The sequence below is a fragment of the Lysinibacillus sp. NPDC056185 genome, assembly GCF_047737915.1.
Lineage (GTDB): Bacteria > Bacillota > Bacilli > Bacillales_A > Planococcaceae > Lysinibacillus.
Window position 1 is genome coordinate 148,699 of record NZ_JBLLLQ010000007.1, and the last position, 17,930, is coordinate 166,628.

Below are 17,930 nucleotides of genomic sequence, written 5' to 3' on the forward strand. Positions count from 1 at the left end.
AAAAAGCTACTATTTTTCAATAGTAGCTACTGTTTCTTATACTTTTTCTTTTAATGTACGACGCAAAATTTTTCCTGTCGTATTTTTCGGTAATTCATCCAAAATCTCAATTACTTTAGGAACCTTGTATTTCACCATATGCTTTGCACAGTATGCGAGAAGATCTTCTGTTGAAGTTGCATCTGCATCTTTTAAAACAACATATGCATGAACTGCTTCACCTAGGTTAGGGTCAGGGTAACCTACAACTGCCGCTTCAACGATATTATTATGCGCAAATAGTACTTCTTCAACCTCTCTTGGATAGACGTTAAATCCGCCTACAATAATCATATCTTTTTTACGGTCAACGATGTAGAAGTATCCTTCTTCGTCAACTCTAGCTAAGTCTCCAGTGTATAACCAGCCATCACGTATAGCCATCGCTGTTTCTTCAGGTAATTTATAATAGCCCTTCATAACATTTGGCCCTCGTACAATTAGCTCCCCTACTTCTCCAACGGGCACTTCCTGACCATTAACATCCACCACCCTATTTTCAACATTGGAAATGGATGTCCCAATAGAACCTGCCTTACGCTCACGATCCAATGGATTAAAGCAAGTTACTGGTGAAGCTTCCGATAAGCCAAAGCCCTCTGAAACACGCACATTAAATTTCTTCTCGAAATTATGTAATAGTGCTACCGGTAAAGACGCGCCACCTGAAATTGCTAAACGTATTGTTGAGAAATCTTCAGGGTTGCTTTCAGGTAATTGATACAAGAAGTTATACATAGTTGGCACACCAGCAAAGACTGTTGCCTTTTGTTCCTTCGTTAATTTAAAGATTTCAGTTGGACTAAAACGTGGTACAAGTAAAACCGTTGCTCCACTCAATAAAGGCGCATTGGCTACGACAGTTAACGCAAATACATGGAAAACTGGTAACGTAGCAATAATACGATCATCTGCTTTATAGCCTAAATAATGTGCTACATCTCGTGCATTTGAATAGATATTTTTATGAGTCAGCATTGCACCCTTTGGAGTACCTGTCGTTCCTGAAGTATACAAAATAATTGCATTATCATCGTCAGCTACTTCTACTGGTTGGAAAGAGTCCGATGCACTAGCAATTACTTGTGAAAATAAATGAATTTTTGCCTTTGCTTCTTCGGATAAAGTCGCTACTTTTTCAGCAACATCTGCTGTTGTTTCACAAACAACAAATGTTTTTACTTTTGGAAAAGCATGTACACCCATTTCTACTAATGGAAGAAGTGCATCAAGTGCAATTACAGCTTTTACATCACCATTATGCAAAATATATGAAATTTCATCCGGTGTATAGATTGGATTAACAGGAATTGCCGTTGCCCCTAAACGCATTGTTGCATATAACGCAATTAAATAATGTGGTGTATTGCCGAGTAAAAACGCCACATGGTCCCCTTTTTCTACCCCTAAATCTTGTAACCCCTTTGCAAAACGACCAACCGTGTGTTCAAACTCACCGTACGTCGTATCTTTCCCCATAAAATGATACGCAATTTTATCCGGTTGCTCTAATGCTTGTTGACGAACGCTTGAAACTAAATTCAATTACACCATCCCCTTATCGTATCAATTTCGCCTTGGCGTAATTGAGGTCAGGATTTTGAATTGTGCCTAGGCCTGCACGAGGGCCGACACGATGTCGGTCATTTCGGTAATGCCACAGGACGTGGCGTTATTACCGATGCAGGTCAGTTAGCCGTTTTCGCAGGATACGAAGGTTTTAGGCTAACATCCTTTAAGCATTCCTTTGAAAATCCGTGACATCCGCCGGAGGCTTTATCTTCATTCAGTAGATGCATGGACATCCCTTAAAAAGGAATCACACCCGAATCCATCTCACCAACCCTGAGGTGGAAGTCTTCTACTGAATAGAGATAAAATGAATCATTATTCAGTAATATTATATAAGAAACACATCTAAAAGACAACGAAACTTTTTATTTCATGTCGTAAATTACGTCAAATAATTCATTTTTTTCTCCATCGCACATTTTGATTACGAACGAATATGCGAGATGTATCGCCAACGAATCAAATAAAAATAGACTACTTGTATTAAAACAAAAAACCCAAAAGCAAAGACAACTTCTTTGACAATGGAAATATTAGCAATATCCTTTAAGATCCCTTGAACCATAAGAAAAGCAAAGGCGCTATGCATCATTGCAACACCCCATGGCAAGAAAAATTGTGGGAATAAATGTCGATTTACAAGCTTTTTGAGCTCTGTATCTGTTAAGCCCATGCGCTTTAAGACATCGAATTTACGCTTTTCTCTTTCAAGAGAAGTATGCAGTTTAAAGTAAACGAAGCTACCTGCTGCTAATAAAAATACAGTTGCTACTAAGACCCCTACTAATGTGAATAAAGAGTAAGTAGCTAATACATAAGAATAATCTAACCCTGCATTTACAAAGAAAAATGGGCTAAATCTATTCTTCTTAGAAAAATATTGAGATCCTTTTAACTCTTCTATGTCTTTGCCGATATCTTTCGTTTCCATCCACTGAGGGATATAGAAGGTAAATAGATGATAGATTGGCTGTGCAACATCTTTATCAGCAATCGGCTTTCTAAGCTTACTAAAATCCTCATCGCTAATTACTATAGAATTCACACTAACAATAGACCCTGGGAATACTATTTTAGGATATACGCTATCAATTGTTATCGGGATAGAGTTTTCCTCTAATACTGTATGCACAACTTTATCTTTTAGTTTTTTTAGAGAATCTTCCGAGTATGGTATAAACACTGCCTCTCCTGAAGCCAAATCAAGTAATGGGTAACTATAAGAAGAAAGCAATACATTCATATCCGATTCCCTAAAAACTTCAACTTCATTGTGGGTATATGAAGATGTTTGCTTGATGACAACAAAGCGCGATAAATGATAGGACAAACCCTTCTCCTCTAATTGAATCCGTAAAGAGGAGATATGATTTCGCTCATATGGATTGTCAACATCTCCCTTATAGACAAGCCCTAATGGATTTAAACGATCATATTGAATCGTATAGGAAGACATCGTCGCTAATACACCGACCGATAAAAAGGCCATTGTTGACACCATCGTTACTACAAAAAACATTTTCACATTGTCCATCATAATATGCGTTTGCTCAGCTAACGAAAGAAGGCGATAACGTTGCCAGTGAAATTTACGTTTGTCCCGTGCTTTATCTAAAAAGCAAGGTAAAGAATCACTGAAAAAATAATATGTTCCAAAGGTCGCTAAAAACGGGATTACTACTGTTAAACCAATCCAAGATGTATTCGATACGATAAACGTTAGTACATATGCTGATAAGATAAGGGTAATACCAAATACTGCACGAATTTTAGAATACGTTGAAACACTGTTTAAATAGTCATTTCCCTTAAGGAGATCGCGCAATTTTCTTTCACGTGTAAAATACACACTAATAAAGGAAATGACTACAAAAGCACTTGTGAAGACGCCAATCGTTAGTAAAAATGGCTGCCATGAAACATATAAGGGCAAACTATCTAAATGTAAAATTTCTCGAACAATCATGAAAAAGAATTTCGAAAATGAGAAACCAAATATAATCCCCACAAAAATAGAGCCCGATCCAATAATCATTGTCTCCAAAAAGACAAGCTTATTCATCTGGCGTTTTTCCATTCCTAAATGTAATAAAATTGCGAACTCATGTGATCTAGCCTCTAAAAAAGCACTCATCGAATAATATAAAAAGAATAAGGTAAAAAGGACGAGTACGGTTTCCGCACCAACCATTCCAATTAACGATGCTTCTCCTAAAATCCCTTGTTCAATATCCGGATGAAACATGAGCATTGAATAGATGAAAAACACAGCAACAGAAAAAAAGCTTGCCATGAAAAAGGCACCGTAAATACGGCTGTTCCGTACGACATTACGGTAAGCGAATTGTCGAAAGGTCACCTACTTGTCCTCCTCCTAGTAAGCTCAAAACATTTAATATTCGTTGGAAAAACATTTGACGACGGTCATCTTTGTAAATTTCATTGAAAAATTCACCATCTTTAATAAATAACACGCGATCGCAGTAGCTAGCTGCAATAGGATCATGTGTTACCATTACAATCGTTGTTCGTTTTTCCTGATTAATTTTTGTTAAAAGTTCAAGTACATCACGCGAAGAATTCGAATCCAAATTCCCTGTTGGCTCATCTGCTAAAATGAGACTTGGATTATGAATAAGTGCCCGCCCAATGGCAGTTCTTTGTGCTTGTCCACCTGATATTTCATTTGGGCGTTTATGCAAGAACGAAGTTAAATCGAGCTTTTCCACAATACTTGCAAGACGCTCCTCCATTACTTCTAATGGTTGTTGATCTAATGTAAGTGGTAGCACAATATTCTCTTCCACTGTCAGCATATGCAACAGATTAAAATCCTGGAAAATAAAACCGAGCTGTCTTCTTCTAAAGTAGGCTAGCTCGGTTGCTTTCAGCATATGAGGATTCATGCCATCTAAAATGATTTCTCCACTCGTTGGTTCATCAATCGTAGAAATGATATTCAATAATGTTGTTTTTCCACTTCCTGATGGACCCATGACTGCTAAAAACTCGCCTTCCTCCACATCAAAACTTAGTTGATTTAACGCACGATGAGTTACTTTGCCTTCATACACCTTCGTTACGTCTTTTATTTGTAAAATAGGCATACCTTGTTCACCTTATTTCTTATTTAATTCCATGGATTCTGGTAAAAGCCATTGTAATACTACCTCAAAGCCAATTTGAAAATGCGGCTCTGTTAATGATTCAGCTGACTGATTACCATCCTCCTCCACTAGACTAAAGCAATGCGACCCAACAATTACATCCCAGGCATCCATTTCGCCTTCAATGATTTCTCCACAAATCGTATAATGCCCACTGTACATCACTTGTTCACCTTCTACAGGAAAAGCGTTAAGTAAAGTTGGTTTATGTAAGTCTAGCCCAAGCTTATTCGAAAAATGCATTACTTCTTCATTAACCAAAAGACTAGCTTTACGAAAATTTTTACAGGATAAACAATCACAAACATCGTTTTTCGATTCGTATAATGCCTCTGTTTTTTCTGTCTCTACATGTAAAACCCATTCATCCAAACATACTTCTGTCATTTCTGATCCCCCTAATTCGTAAATGTCACTGTAACAATTGTTCCTTTTCCTACCTCTGATGTAATGTTTAATTCGTGACCGAGTTTTTCACAGATTTCTTTTGCTAAATATAAGCCCATTCCTGTGGATTCCCCAGTTTTACGCCCATTCTCACCAGTAAAGAAGGCTTTAGTGACACGAGAAAGATCGGAAGTTGGAATACCGATACCTTCATCACGAATGGCTAATTGTACGTAGTCATTCTTTTTAATGGCGGAAATGACTATTTTCTTATTTGATTCAAACGTATATTTAACCGCATTCGTTACGAATTGCCCGAGAATAAAGCGCAGCCACTTTGAATCACTTGCTACGATGATGTCATCCTCAATATGAATTTCTGGGAAAACACGCTTTGTAATAAATAAACGTTTATTTTCATTTACAGTTGCAGTCACAATCGTTTTTAAAGCAACCTGTTCTACTTGCATATCCTCTTCAAAATTTTCTAATCGAGCATTCACCAACACCATATCCAAGCCTCTTCGTAAGCGGTCAATTTCCTCCTGCACATTCTTTTTATCAAGAGGACGTTCATCCTGCAATAAAAGCTCAATAACAGAAATTGGCGTTTTCATCTGATGCACCCATTGATTAATAAACTGATCATGTCGTTTTTGGCCTGCATATAATGCTTGAAGCTCATGCTTATATAGTCGATATAGTTCATGCATATATTGCTCAGCCTTCATCGCCTCAGGTGTTTTAGCATTTTTTTGTAACACATCCTCCATTGTTTTAGGAAGCTGTGATATTTTTAATAAATAACGTTGGCGCATTAAATAACGGATAAGTAAAAACGAGGCTAACAACACTAAACTAATACAGAAGGAATAAATAGCAGTGTCAACATTTCGAAAGCCGTCCAACCAATATAAGACCATGATGAAGCCGACTAATATGATCTGGAATACAATGAACGATGCGTAATCACGCAAAAATAATTTCCAGCCCACTATAACTCACCTGCATTTAAAATAAAGCGATAGCCTGCTCCGCGTACCGTTTCAATAGAAGACGCAATATGATAATCAGCCAACTTTTTCCGCACTCGTGTCATATTGACGTTCAGCGTATTCTCATCAACAAATGCCTGATCGTCCCAAAGCTCTTCTAACAGTTGCTCACGTGTCACTACTTTTGGAGCATTCCCCATTAACAATTCTAAAATGATACATTCTTTTTTCTGAAGTGGAATCTCTAAATCATTTTTATGAAGCTCCATTCTTTCTAAATGAAGAATAAGCTGTCCTTGTTTAATCGTCCGCTCCTCTTGTCTTGCCGCATATTCACCATATGTACGACGCAAGTGACTACGGATTTTAGCCAGTACAATTTCATAATTAAATGGCTTCGTAATGAAATCGTCGCCCCCATTTTCTAGCGCAAAAATTTGATCCATTTCGCCAGAACGAGCGGAAATGAAAATAATTGGACAAGTTGTATGTTGACGTAGTTGGCGACACCAATAGTAGCCATCGTACGAAGGTAAATTTATATCAAGCAACACCATATGTGGATTAAATGCTGTAAATTCTTCAACGAGATGATCAAATTCTTTGATCGTTTCAACTTCGTATTGATATTTTCTAAGCGTTTCTGCGAGCAATGACGCAATCTTTACATCATCTTCGACAATAAATATTCGATGCTTCTCCATACCAACACTCCTTTCTATCCTATATTGTATCAAAAAAAGGTTCGATGACATAACTGTCAGCAAACCTTTTGTAGCAAAAGTTAACACGAATTATTAGCTAGAAATATTTGTCTCAAAATGCCTCTGCCTTAATAAGGGGTATCACCATAACGTGGGGGCTGATTTCCGTTCCGGCTAGGCGCTTTCCTAGGGTGTACGATGAGCTGCTTTTTTGTTCCTGTTGCTTCGCTTTCGCACAGAAAACATCTGCTTCGTTGCAGGTCCCGGGCCAACAGATGTTTTTTGCACGAAAGCGTAGTGGCACGATGTTGGGCACGAAGGCGTTATCCAAGGAGTTACCGAGCTTCCATACCAATCAACTTATCCGCATGACATGCGTTTTAACAAAATGTCATCCAACTTTGTTTATCGGAACACTTTTACGTTTATCGTCCAACTTTTGAATTTTATCTACTAACTTTCTCGTTTTATCACCCAACTTTTAATTTTTACCGACTTCCACCTTCCAAAGAACAAAAAAAGGATTCATACACAAAACTGTGTGTGAACCCTTTTACTTTATTATGTCGCCTAGCCAGAACGAAGATCAACTTAAAATCCTCAATAAGGACATTTGCCAATTTCTACACAAGCTTTTCTTAATAAATTAATTGTAAAAACTCTTCTGTCGTAATTCCACCAAAGTATGTTGGAATATCAATATTTGTTAACGCCTCAGCAATTGCAGTTCGATCATAGTTTGTCCCAACTAATCGTTGTTCAACATCAGCCATGTCGCCCACGCCGAAGAAATCACCAAAAATATGCGCTTCTTCAATAACTCCATGATTCACCTCTAAGCGAATATCAATGCCTCCTGTTGGGAAACGATGTGTTTTTTGAATGTTAAAGCGTGGTGATTTCCCATAGTTCCATTCCCATGTTTGATAACGCTCAGCAGATAGCTTATGGATATTTGCCCAATCTTCCTCCGTTAACTCATAATAGCGAATATTTTCTTCACCACCGAAAATGGATTTTAAAATTTCTAGGCGGAATTCTTCGACTGTCATCTTGTCCTTTAAGAACTCTGAAATATTAGCTACTCGTGAACGAATCGATTTAATGCCCTTTGATTCAATTTTATCTTTCTTCACCTTCAATGCGGATACAACAGCATCAATTTCTGTATCAAACATTAAAGTACCGTGGCTAAACATACGGCCCTTTGTAGAAAACTGTGCATTCCCAGAAACTTTACGTCCTTCCGCTAAAATATCGTTGCGGCCTGAAAGCTCAGCATGAACGCCCATTTTTGCAAGTGCATCTACAACAGGCTGAGTGAATTTTTTATAATTCATAAAACTATCGCCATCGTCTTTAGTGATAAAACTGTAGTTAAGATTCCCTAAATCATGATACACCGCGCCCCCACCAGAAAGACGTCGCACAACGATAATGCCATTATCCTCTACATAATCTGTATTAATCTCTTCGATAGTATTTTGATTTTTACCAATGATGATTGAAGGCTGATTAATGTAAAAAAGTAGCACTGGCTCCTTCTCAACATCCATCGTTTTTAATAAATACTCCTCAATGGCAAGGTTAATGCGTGGATCATGAATCCCTTTATTATCAACGAATATCATAAATTACGTTTCCTCCTTCACAAAATATCCATATTTATTTTATCGTAAATTAGGCATTTTGTGTTGACGAAACGCTTCTGTTATAATACACTAGGAAATATCAAAACAGTAATAGTACAGATGAACTTAAAGGAGGAGTCCACAATGTTAGAAAATGTAGTTGAATTTTTCAAGAACCTACCTGCAAAGCAATGCACAGAATGCGGTGAAAAAATTGAAGAACAAAGTGAATGCTACAGCAACACTTGTGAAAACTGTAACCACCTATAAGCATTTGCCTATTCTGTGAAGTAGTCATATACGTGCCCCACACGTACTAATAATGACAACCCTCATCATATTTTGATGAACCCTTAATTAAATCTCTTACACTTACAAAACAGCAGCTGATACGCTCATATCGGCTGTTGTTTTTTGTGTGATTTTGTTGCATATGAGCGATTTTCCGTTGGAGCCGAGCAGTTCTTTTTGGTAATGGAGCGATTTTCACCCGTACCCGAGCAGTTCTATTCTCTACCTGATCAGTTTGCGGGGATACCCGAGCTGTTCTTCTCTCTACCTGATCAGTTTGCGGGGATACCCGAGCTGTTCTTCTCTCTACCTGATCAGTTTGCGGGGATACCCGAGCAGTTTTATTCTCTACCTGATCAGTTTTCAAAGATACCCGAGCAGTTTTATTCTCTACCTGATCAGTTTTTAAAGATACCCGAGCAGTTTTATTCTCTACCTGATCAGTTTTCAAAGATACCTGAGCAGCTCTATTCTCTACCTGAGCAGTTTTCGGCGATACCCGAGCAGTTTTATTCTCTACCTGATCAGTTTTCAAAGATACCCGAGCAGTTCTTCTCTCTACCTGATCAGTTTTCAAAGATACCCGAGCAGTTTTCTTCTCTACCTGATCAGTTTTTGGCAGCTCTTCCTCCTCCCTATTTAAAGCAATCATTCAACCACAAAAAACACCCACCAATATTGGTGGGTGTAAAAAATTCCTATTTTTAGTTTTCTTCAGCTACTTTTGAGTAACGTTTTGTGTGTAGTAACATGAAATAACCGAAAGTAATAGCTAAGAATGCTACTAGGAAGCCTGCTAGAACTCCGTAGTTTTGCATTAAGTATGATGTATCACCAGTTGAAATACTAGCTTTAAATGCTGAAACAGTATATGTCATTGGTAATAGTTTATTAAATACTTGTAATGGTGATGGGATTAACTCAAGTGGGAATGTACCCGCACTTGTTGTAAGTTGTAAAATTAATACAACAATCGCCATGAAGCGTCCTGGATCACCGAAAATAGATACTAACATTTGAATTAAAGCTAAGAAAACATAACTTGTTAATAATGCTGTTAGGAAGAAGTATCCAAAATTGTCTACTTCAAGGCCTAAGCTCCATTTTACAATAACCACTGTTAATATAGTTTGAATTAAGCCGACTATTGCTAAAACTGAGACTTTACTTGCAAACCAAGTTGCTCCATTTTTTGGACGAATCGCTGGTTCCACAAGTGGGAAAACGATAGAGATTAATAACGCACCAACGAATAAACCAAGAGAAATAAAGTATGGTGAGAAACCTGTACCATAGTTAGGTACATGGTTTACAGATTCTTTATCAACCTCAACCGGGCTACCTACCATATCATATGTGTCTTTGCTTGCATGAACTTCTTTTGCTTTTTCACTTGCTTCACCTAGTTTGCTAGATAAAGTTGATGTACCATCTACAAGTTCAGTAGTACCATCAGCAAGCGTTTTAGAACCTTCTGCTAATTCACCTGATTTAGAGGCAAGTGTTGATGTACCTTGATTTAATGTTGTTGAACCACTCGCTAGCTCATTTAAACCTGAAGCCAATGTTTTAGAACCTGTTACGGCTGTCTTAACACCAGCATTTAATTCACCTAATTTTTGAGCAAGTGTTGCATTACCAGCTTGAAGACCTTTTGCTCCTTGGACTAACGCACCACTTTTTGATGTTAACTCATTAGCACCTGCTAACACTTGTGATTGACCTGCTGCAATTTGTGATGCACCAGAACTTACTTGATTAGCACCAGCTTGTAATTTTTCTGTACCAGCAGTTAAAGAACCTAAGCCATTATGCACGCTTGCACTTCCTGCTTGTAGCTCTGCTAATGTTTGTTTTAATACTGCCGCTTGCTCTTCAGGCAATGAAGCCATCATGCCTTGTAATTGATTAGATAAAGCTGTGATGCCTTCTGCTACTTTTGCAGAACCCGCTGTTAATTGGCCTGCTGCACCATTTAATGCGCCTGCATTTTCAGCAATTGAAGCTGCACCTGCACTAATTTGTTTTTGTTTATCGCTAATTGTAGCTAAACCTGATTGAACCTTTGCTACACCCTGTGTATATTGTGATACACCTTGCTCAAGTGTTGTTGCTCCAGATGCTGCTTGCTGTGCACCTTGTTGTAACTGTCCAGCGCCGTCTTGTATTTTTACTAGACCAGTAGTTAAGTCATTTGCACCTTTTGCAGCGTCTCCAGCACCTTTAGTAATTTTATCTGCACCATTTGACAATTCAACTGTACTTGATGCTAGTTGCTCAAGATAACCTTTTAAATCCTTTGTACCATCAGCTAAAGTTTTAGCACCTTCATCTAGCTTATTCGAGCCATCAGCAGCCTCTGTAAAGCCATCTCCAAGAGTTGTAATAGAATCAAATAACTTTTCAGCATAAGTTGCTGAAACTTGTGAATTTACTTCCGCACGTACACGGTCCATTGCTGTTTCACCAATTTGTGCACCAAGGAAGTTCAATCCTTCATTCGGAATATAATTCATAACTAGTTTAGAAGGTTTGTCATCTAATAAAGTAGTTGCGTGCTCAGAGAAATTTGTTGGAATTTCTAGAATCATATAGTAATCACGGCCATGTAAGCCTTTTTCAGCTTCTTCTTTGGAAACGTCAATAAACTTAAACTCGTTACTCTCGACAAGCTTATCGACTAAATCGTTCCCTAAATCTAATTTAACTCCTTCCATTTCAGCGCCCTTATCTTCATTGACAACAGCTACTGGCAAGTTCGGAAGACCTTCATACGGATCCCAGAATGCCCATAAAAACATACCGGCATACATGACTGGGATAAATAATACAGCGATTATTGAAACAAGCATTTTTCTTGTTTTAAAGATTTTCAGCCACTCAGCTTTAATCATAAGTTTTCTTCACTCCTATAATTTTTGACCGAAAACGTCAGTCGGTCATTTTTATTCAAAAAAAAATCTAAATCCTCACTAGACTGTCATTGATTCACCTTTTAACTAAGCCAAATCAAGTTAAAATTAGCCCACGGAAGATTGTTTCCTTGAAAAGATTTAAGATCTTTTCTTCAGGAATAATGTCGCCATGTAGCTCATGCCAATCAACGACAAACGCTAGATACGCCTTTAACAATAGAAAGCTTACTAGTTCTGCATCACAATCTCTAACTTCTCCTTTATCGATACGTCTTTGAATTAATTCCGTAACGTAGGATAAAATTTCAGTTTCAATGCGAGCTAAAACTTGTTTAACTGCTGGCGTTCGTAGCTCCTTTTCTTCCTCTAATAACTTCGCAAATAAAAGATGTTTTTCACGGAACTGTAGCATTTTCATTAAAGCATTATGTGCATTGTCCATAAAGCTCGCTGATGCATCCAACACTGCATCTGCTTCTGCTTGCATTTCTCGTACAAGTGACATAGCTATCTCTTGAAATAAAATTTCTTTATTTGCAAAGAATGTGTAAATCGTCCCTTTACCGACATTGGCGATTTTAGCCACTTGCTCCATTGTTGTGGCCTTGTAACCAAACAATGTAAAGGATTTTGCAGCTGCTTCAAGAATTTCCTGCCTACGATCCATTAGTAACATCCTTTCCTGTTCTGTTTTGTACATGCCTTTGTACACGAAAATGATAATGACCAGAAAACCATTTCGGTCATCTGGTCATTATCATATTCCTATTTTAAAAATTATGCAAGCATTAATTGTGATTTTTTTCACTTTTTTCATGATCACTATGCTCAGAAGTATCATTACCGTGATTCATCATGCTATGATCCATACTGTTATTATTTGCTTTTTCATCCTCTGGTAAAACGTTCGTCATATCAGGACTACCGGCAGTAATTTGTTGCTTCGGCATACTATGAACACCACTGCCTGAAGTAGTATGAGCATACATATAATATACCCCATCGTGGTCAAATGTAGTCGTCGCTTTATAAACGCCATCTTTCTCTAATTTACCGTCCATCATTTGCCCTTGATCACGTTTACCAGATTCCCAAACCTCAAATTGTACAACTGCGTCATCAACTTTTTTGCCACCTTCTACAACCTGCGCAGCAAGATCAATTGTTTCATTGATTGCTACTTCTTTCGGTGTTAAAATTTCAACTTCTGGTATTTGAGCTATCTCAGGCTCTGGTAAAGCTGCTGACTCTTTCTTTTCTCCGCAACCTACTAATAATGCAGGTACTGCGACTAATGCTAATAACCATTTTTTCATGTTTTATTCCTCCATTAACGGCAATGTAATTTTTACAACTGTGCCTTTTTCAACTTCACTTTCAATCTCTATCTTGCCATGTAACTGCTTCAGCAATTGTTCTACAATCGACAAGCCTAATCCACTGCCACCATCTGCTCGGCTCCGCGCTTTGTTAACACGATAAAAGCGCTCCGTTACATGCAATAAATCCTCTTGAGGAATACCCATTCCATAATCCTTAATGATAATTTGTGCACTAGCATTATTCTCTAAGGCAGTAATTTCAACCTTTGACTGTTCATACGAGTAATTAATGGCATTTTCAATAATATTAATAAAAATTTGTTTCAACTTTACTTCATCCGCTTTGATGATTAATGCATCATCAGCATCTAAATGGAGTGCAATGCTCTTCTTCTCTGCCTGATGAGTTAATATTTTTTGAACCTCACGTAATGTTTCGGCAAGAGGGATTGGATATAAAGTAATTTCTGCTTGTTCATTTTCCATACGAGCAAGTTGAAGCAATTCATTCGTTAAACGTTCCATACGATTTGCCTCACGTACAATGAGCTGGATCGTTTCCTCTTTTTGATGTTCTGGAATAATACCATTCTGCATTGCTTCGCTATAGCCTTTTACATAGCTAATGGGTGTCCGTAATTCATGTGAAACTGTCGCCAAAAACGTTTTTTGAGCCTCGTCCTCTTGTTGGATCGCCTCTGCCATTTGATTAAAGGTGCTCGATAGCCTTCCGATTTCATCTTTCGAATGAACTGGCACACGCGTCCCATAGTTTCCGTATGACATTTGCTCAACAGCTCTTTGTAAATTACTTAATGGTCGCATAATATGACGAATTCCCTTATAAATTAAATAGCTGATAACAAGTAAAAATATAAAGGCACTGACAAATAAGAAAATGACTTCATTATTCGCTAACTCACTAATTTTTGCTAGAGGGAAGTATATATAAATAATTCCTTCAAGCCTATTTTGATCCACTAGCGGAAGTACTACCGAAATTAGCTGTCTATCAAATCGGGGTTCATATCCTATTTTTTGTACATATTCACCCGCAAGTAATTGCTGTCGCTCTTCTGGACCAATTAATGTCTCGAAATCAATATCAAACGGCACACAGGCACTTAGTTCTCGCGGATTTCTTACTGCAAAGATATTCAAATTCGAATAATTAGCATACTGTTCAATATCTGCAATAAATTCATCCGTTACCTTACTACCGGTATACATCGTTTGTAGCTTTGTCCCTACTTCTACCATCATCTCTTCCGTGTCTTCTACATAAAGTCTTTCATATAGATAATCAGTCAGGACATACATAAAGACAACGGTAATGATCAAAAATGCAAAGATTAATAGCCAAATGCGTGTTGAAATCTTTTTCATTCGCCAGGATCAAAGCGATAGCCCACTCCCCAGACGGTTTGAATATGCCCCGCCGCTTCCTTTCCAAGCTTTATACGTAAGGTTTTTATATGAGTGTCCACAGTTCTTGTTCCCCCTACATAATCAATATCCCAAATACGTTCTAGTAATTGCTCCCTAGTATAAGCATTTCCAGGGTTATTCATAAATAAATGTAATAGTTCAAATTCCTTTAAAGTAAGCGGGACACTCTTTCCATCTACAGATACTTTTCGTGCAATCTCATCTATTTTAATAGGTCCAAGTATCACATATTTTTGCTGCAAGTCTTCAATATTAGTGCCACTTCTTCTTAGCACAGCATGGATTCGAGCAACTAGTTCATCATTTGTAAAGGGTTTTACAATATAATCATCTCCGCCAATTGTTAAGCCTTTAACCTTATCCTCATTTGCATCACGTGCTGTCAGGAAAATAATTGGTATATTCGACATCGCACGTATACTTTGACAAACCGCAAAGCCATCTTCGTGTGGCATCATCACATCAAGTAGAACTAAATCGATTTTTTCGCGCACGATCATATCGTAGGCTTCTGTACCACTCGCTGCTGTTACGGTCTCAATTTTTGCATTATGGAGCATCATTTCTATTAAATTACGCATATCTTGCTCATCATCAACAATTAATACAGTTGTCACATTTATTCCTCCCTCACTAACAATTGAAATGCACCTTTCCCCACATCAACTGTTTTTTTCACCTGACCTTCTTTTATGAAATACAAAGTATGGTCATCATAACCAGCGACAACAATATAATCTTTAAACTGATTTACGACAAACGGATTAGCTCCTACCTCTTGCTGCCATTTCACATTTCCATCAAAGTCGGCAACATATAATTCATTACGGCCATGACTAACAACGAGAACAGCATCCTTTGTTTTGGTTAATCCAACAGGCATTAAAGGCATTGCTATCTCCCCATGTTTGATGCCTGTTATAAGATCATATTTTTTAACAGAGCTATTCGGTTTACTTCCTTCTCCATGGCCACCAATCCATAGTTCATTTTTCTCTTCAAGAATTGCTATTCCATGTGATGATTTTTGAATCGGCCACTCTTGTTCAATTTCTAGATTCTCAATATTTAACACCGATAATTTCGTATCTTTATAATTAATCACATATAGCTTATCTTTATAGGCTGCCATTGACATAGGATAATTACCAATCTTCTGTGTTGCTAGTTCGTTGCCCTCTTCATCAAAGCTTGTCACTGTATTCGTTTTGCTATTCGTAATAAAAAACTGTTTTCTATTTTCAGCATAATACGCATTCGTTGAACCAAGCTGTACTTTTTTAGAATAGAGCTTCTTTCCGGTTGATAATGTATAGACGTCAATTTCATTTAATTGATGACCATACAATAACACACGATCATTTCCGAGGAGTACTGCCCCTGAGTAAGCTTTATCTAATAACCATGTTGCTATCACATCACCTTGTTCATCTATAAAATCTAGAGAAGGCTCTTGTATATTTAAGGATGCAATAAAATTCTGATCGCGTTCAATAGGCTCAAACGATTTCTCCGTACACCCTACTAGCAATACAAGCTGTACTAAAGAAAAAATGAAGAATGCCCATTTTTTCAACATCATCACCTCTGTTTCTTAACTATACTTCACAATTGTGAAATTCACGTGAAACTTGAGAGGTAAATTTATGACAAAGAAAACAAGCAAATTTCACAGTTATTATTATGTAATGCTACATTTACGAGCATTTATCCAATCCAAAATTATAGTAGCACATATACTACATAGATTATGGTTAGGAGGAATCAACGTTATGGTGTCCATTAGCTTATGTATGATTGTGAAAAATGAAGAAGATGTCATCGGTAGATGTCTAGCATCTGTAAAAGACTTAGTCGATGAGATTAATATCATCGATACTGGCTCTACCGACAATACGAAGCAAATTGTTAATGAGTTTACAGATCGTATTTTTGATTTTGAGTGGATTCATCATTTTGCAGCTGCAAGAAATTTTTCATTCCAACAAGCAACAAAGGAGTACATTTTATGGCTAGATGCAGACGACGTTTTATTAGAAGAGGATCAGGAAAAATTGAAAGCACTAAAAGAATCCTTGCCCCTTGATATAGATGCTATTTCTATGAATTATAATTTAAGCTTTGATAATGAAGGAAATGTAAGTTCTCTATTAAAAAGATATCGCTTAGTAAGAAGAAATAAACAATTCCAATGGATAGGTGCTGTACACGAATATTTAGAAGTCGGTGGAAATCTATTGGATAGTAATATCGCTGTCAGTCATTTACCACTTAATCACGATCATTCGCGGAATATTAACATCTATAAGCAGTTAGTTGACTCAGGAGAACAGCTCTCTCCACGAGATACATTTTATTACGCAAATGAATTACTGGATCACGGACAATTTGAGGATGCAATATTTTACTATGAGACATTTTTAACTTCTAAATTAGGCTGGGTAGAAGATAATGTTCGAGCCTGTTTCAAATTAGCAGATTGTTATTCTCATTTAAATGATCCAGAAAATAATCTGAGCTCCATTCTAAGAAGCTTTGAATACGATATTCCACGTCCAGAAGCGTGTTGTAGACTTGGTTTTCATTTTATGGAACAAGCCAGAAATTATGAAGCAATATTTTGGTATGAGCAAGCGCTTGTCATCAAGCAAAATCCTAACGCTCCTTTTCAAAACAAAACCTTTACGACATGGTTACCCCACTTACAACTTTGTGTCCTCTTTGATCGGTTACAACAATATGAAACTGCCAACGCGCATAATGAATTAGCCAGATCCTTTTTACCAAATGATGAAAAAATACTGCACAATAAAACATATTTTGATCGTATTTTAAAAAAGGGTAATGAATAATCTTAATCTCTTCTATAGTAATGGATTAGTACATTGAAGTAATTTCTTAATTCTAGTATTAGGTTTTAACTATACATTGATTAAAAATACTTTTTCCGCTATCGATATTTTTAGAAAAGCCAAGGAGTTAACTGTCTATTTCATCTTCTCTCTCTATGAATACGATATTTGAGAGAGGAGGTGAAACAATGCAATTTGGAAATTTTAAAGAAAGAGTTTGCAGTAAATGTAATACATTCCCATGTTGTTGTAATCCTTGCGCCGCTCAAAGCTGTCCTATTTTCCCTGTTAAACCTACTGGAAAAACTGGTCCTACTGGCGCTACCGGGGCTACTGGGGCTACAGGTTCTGCTGGTGCGACTGGGGCTACTGGAGCTACCGGAGTTACCGGTTCTACTGGTGTGACTGGGGCTACTGGAGCTATTGGTGACACTGGCGCTACTGGTTCTACTGGTTCTACTGGGGCTACTGGGGCTACTGGTTCTACTGGTTCTACTGGCGCTACCGGTTCTACTGGGGCTACTGGGGCTACTGGGGCTACTGGGGCTACTGGGGCTACTGGGGCTACTGGGGCTACTGGGGCTACTGGGGCTACTGGGGCTACTG

17 protein-coding genes are annotated in these 17,930 nt (G+C 37.7%); 3 read left to right on the forward strand and 14 right to left on the reverse strand.

Features of this window, described 5'->3' with window-relative positions; translation table 11 throughout:
- Positions 1 to 36 precede the first annotated feature (36 nt).
- The 7 genes from ACMZ42_RS09745 to ACMZ42_RS09775 all read right to left on the reverse strand — a co-directional run bounded on the left by ACMZ42_RS09745 (position 37) and on the right by ACMZ42_RS09775 (position 8,495).
- Entirely contained in the window at positions 37 to 1,584 is a 1,548-nt protein-coding gene (locus tag ACMZ42_RS09745) for a fatty acid--CoA ligase family protein (protein WP_370083425.1), read from the reverse strand.
- A 451-nt stretch (positions 1,585 to 2,035) separates the two neighbouring features.
- On the reverse strand, positions 2,036 to 3,970 hold the full coding sequence (locus ACMZ42_RS09750) for an FtsX-like permease family protein (RefSeq protein WP_370083426.1): 1,935 nt from the start codon (positions 3,968 to 3,970) through the stop codon (positions 2,036 to 2,038).
- Positions 3,942 to 4,718 carry an ABC transporter ATP-binding protein gene (locus tag ACMZ42_RS09755; protein WP_370083427.1) on the reverse strand — a complete coding sequence of 259 codons (777 nt, stop codon included), beginning with the start codon at positions 4,716 to 4,718 and terminating at the stop codon, positions 3,942 to 3,944. Before ACMZ42_RS09755 ends, ACMZ42_RS09750 begins: the two co-directional genes overlap by 29 nt.
- A 12-nt stretch (positions 4,719 to 4,730) precedes the next feature.
- Positions 4,731 to 5,165, reverse strand: a complete 435-nt coding sequence (locus ACMZ42_RS09760) for a hypothetical protein (RefSeq protein WP_415731330.1) — start codon at positions 5,163 to 5,165, stop codon at positions 4,731 to 4,733.
- Between the two features lie 11 nt (positions 5,166 to 5,176).
- Positions 5,177 to 6,160, reverse strand: coding sequence for a sensor histidine kinase (locus ACMZ42_RS09765; RefSeq protein WP_415731331.1), 984 nt, complete (start codon positions 6,158 to 6,160; stop codon positions 5,177 to 5,179).
- Entirely contained in the window at positions 6,160 to 6,864 is a 705-nt protein-coding gene (locus tag ACMZ42_RS09770; protein WP_370083430.1) for a response regulator transcription factor, read from the reverse strand. Before ACMZ42_RS09770 ends, ACMZ42_RS09765 begins: the two co-directional genes overlap by 1 nt.
- A 638-nt stretch (positions 6,865 to 7,502) precedes the next feature.
- Positions 7,503 to 8,495, reverse strand: a complete 993-nt coding sequence (locus tag ACMZ42_RS09775; protein WP_415731332.1) for a lipoate--protein ligase — start codon at positions 8,493 to 8,495, stop codon at positions 7,503 to 7,505.
- A 144-nt stretch (positions 8,496 to 8,639) separates the two neighbouring features.
- Here ACMZ42_RS09775 and yhfH point away from each other — a divergent pair, with 144 nt between their 5' ends.
- Together yhfH and ACMZ42_RS09785 are read left to right on the forward strand one after the other, a co-directional pair.
- Positions 8,640 to 8,765: a protein YhfH gene (yhfH, locus tag ACMZ42_RS09780; protein ID WP_132362068.1), complete on the forward strand. Its 126-nt coding sequence runs from the start codon at positions 8,640 to 8,642 to the stop codon at positions 8,763 to 8,765.
- A 204-nt stretch (positions 8,766 to 8,969) separates the two neighbouring features.
- Positions 8,970 to 9,494: a hypothetical protein gene (locus ACMZ42_RS09785; RefSeq protein ID WP_415731333.1), complete on the forward strand. Its 525-nt coding sequence runs from the start codon at positions 8,970 to 8,972 to the stop codon at positions 9,492 to 9,494.
- Here ACMZ42_RS09785 and ACMZ42_RS09790 read toward each other — a convergent pair.
- The 6 genes from ACMZ42_RS09790 to ACMZ42_RS09815 form a co-directional block, all read right to left on the reverse strand.
- Entirely contained in the window at positions 9,491 to 11,680 is a 2,190-nt protein-coding gene (locus ACMZ42_RS09790; protein WP_415731334.1) for a YhgE/Pip family protein, read from the reverse strand. The genes ACMZ42_RS09785 and ACMZ42_RS09790 overlap by 4 nt on opposite strands.
- Positions 11,681 to 11,795: 115 nt before the next feature.
- On the reverse strand, positions 11,796 to 12,368 hold the full coding sequence (locus ACMZ42_RS09795) for a TetR/AcrR family transcriptional regulator (RefSeq protein ID WP_370083685.1): 573 nt from the start codon (positions 12,366 to 12,368) through the stop codon (positions 11,796 to 11,798).
- 121 nt (positions 12,369 to 12,489) lie between these two features.
- Positions 12,490 to 13,017 carry a FixH family protein gene (locus ACMZ42_RS09800; protein ID WP_415731335.1) on the reverse strand — a complete coding sequence of 176 codons (528 nt, stop codon included), beginning with the start codon at positions 13,015 to 13,017 and terminating at the stop codon, positions 12,490 to 12,492.
- Positions 13,018 to 13,020: 3 nt separating this feature from the next.
- Entirely contained in the window at positions 13,021 to 14,409 is a 1,389-nt protein-coding gene (locus tag ACMZ42_RS09805; RefSeq protein WP_415731336.1) for a sensor histidine kinase, read from the reverse strand.
- Positions 14,406 to 15,089: a response regulator transcription factor gene (locus ACMZ42_RS09810; RefSeq protein WP_370083691.1), complete on the reverse strand. Its 684-nt coding sequence runs from the start codon at positions 15,087 to 15,089 to the stop codon at positions 14,406 to 14,408. Before ACMZ42_RS09810 ends, ACMZ42_RS09805 begins: the two co-directional genes overlap by 4 nt.
- 2 nt (positions 15,090 to 15,091) lie before the next feature.
- Positions 15,092 to 16,051, reverse strand: coding sequence for a YncE family protein (locus tag ACMZ42_RS09815; RefSeq protein ID WP_370083693.1), 960 nt, complete (start codon positions 16,049 to 16,051; stop codon positions 15,092 to 15,094).
- A 193-nt stretch (positions 16,052 to 16,244) separates the two neighbouring features.
- Between ACMZ42_RS09815 and ACMZ42_RS09820 the strand changes: the two genes are divergently transcribed.
- The gene (locus ACMZ42_RS09820; RefSeq protein WP_415731364.1) at positions 16,245 to 17,324 is read left to right on the forward strand and encodes a glycosyltransferase; all 1,080 of its coding nucleotides are present in this window, start codon (positions 16,245 to 16,247) and stop codon (positions 17,322 to 17,324) included.
- 265 nt (positions 17,325 to 17,589) lie between these two features.
- Here the strand turns inward: ACMZ42_RS09820 and ACMZ42_RS09825 are convergent.
- A partial coding sequence (locus ACMZ42_RS09825) for a hypothetical protein (protein ID WP_415731337.1) occupies positions 17,590 to 17,930 on the reverse strand: 341 nt, incomplete at its 5' end.

Excerpts from the sequence above, each read along its gene's own strand:
- ACMZ42_RS09805 (WP_415731336.1), bottom strand. The coding sequence starts at position 14,409 with ATGAAAAAGATTTCAACACGCATTTGGCTATTAATCTTTGCATTTTTG.
- ACMZ42_RS09815 (WP_370083693.1), bottom strand. The coding sequence starts at position 16,051 with ATGTTGAAAAAATGGGCATTCTTCATTTTTTCTTTAGTACAGCTTGTA.
- ACMZ42_RS09775 (WP_415731332.1), bottom strand. The coding sequence starts at position 8,495 with ATGATATTCGTTGATAATAAAGGGATTCATGATCCACGCATTAACCTT.
- ACMZ42_RS09755 (WP_370083427.1), bottom strand. The coding sequence starts at position 4,718 with ATGCCTATTTTACAAATAAAAGACGTAACGAAGGTGTATGAAGGCAAA.
- ACMZ42_RS09800 (WP_415731335.1), bottom strand. The coding sequence starts at position 13,017 with ATGAAAAAATGGTTATTAGCATTAGTCGCAGTACCTGCATTATTAGTA.
- yhfH (WP_132362068.1), top strand. The coding sequence starts at position 8,640 with ATGTTAGAAAATGTAGTTGAATTTTTCAAGAACCTACCTGCAAAGCAA.
- ACMZ42_RS09820 (WP_415731364.1), top strand. The coding sequence starts at position 16,245 with ATGGTGTCCATTAGCTTATGTATGATTGTGAAAAATGAAGAAGATGTC.
- ACMZ42_RS09785 (WP_415731333.1), top strand. The coding sequence starts at position 8,970 with ATGGAGCGATTTTCACCCGTACCCGAGCAGTTCTATTCTCTACCTGAT.
- ACMZ42_RS09760 (WP_415731330.1), bottom strand. The coding sequence starts at position 5,165 with ATGACAGAAGTATGTTTGGATGAATGGGTTTTACATGTAGAGACAGAA.
- ACMZ42_RS09795 (WP_370083685.1), bottom strand. The coding sequence starts at position 12,368 with ATGGATCGTAGGCAGGAAATTCTTGAAGCAGCTGCAAAATCCTTTACA.
- ACMZ42_RS09790 (WP_415731334.1), bottom strand. The coding sequence starts at position 11,680 with ATGATTAAAGCTGAGTGGCTGAAAATCTTTAAAACAAGAAAAATGCTT.
- ACMZ42_RS09770 (WP_370083430.1), bottom strand. The coding sequence starts at position 6,864 with ATGGAGAAGCATCGAATATTTATTGTCGAAGATGATGTAAAGATTGCG.